This window comes from Achromobacter sp. SIMBA_011 (assembly GCF_046535435.1).
Lineage (GTDB): Bacteria > Pseudomonadota > Gammaproteobacteria > Burkholderiales > Burkholderiaceae_B > Achromobacter > Achromobacter dolens.
In genome coordinates this window covers 1-241 of record NZ_JAWRWN010001119.1, presented here as the reverse complement: position 1 = coordinate 241, position 241 = coordinate 1, and the positions used below count along the sequence as shown (strand labels likewise).

1 protein-coding gene is annotated in these 241 nt (G+C 64.3%); it reads left to right on the top strand.

All coding sequences use genetic code 11. The annotated features are described in order from the left end of the window. Positions 1–241 (top strand): trypsin-like peptidase domain-containing protein (locus SB816_RS34520; RefSeq protein WP_410548561.1); only part of this gene is annotated, 241 nt, incomplete at both ends.

The window sequence follows — 241 nt, the reverse complement described above, 5'->3', positions numbered from 1 at the left end:
AGCCGCGCAAAAGGCGATGCCCGCCGTCGTCAACGTATTCTCCAGCAAGGACGGCTCGCTGCCGCCCGATCCGCGGGCGAAGGATCCGCTGTTCCGCTATTTCTTCGGCGACCGCAACGCACGCAAGCAGCAGGACGAACCGGCCGCCAACCTCGGCTCCGGCGTCATCGTGAGCCATGAAGGTTACATTCTAACGAACCAGCACGTCGTGGACGGCGCCGACCAGATCGAAGTCGCGCTC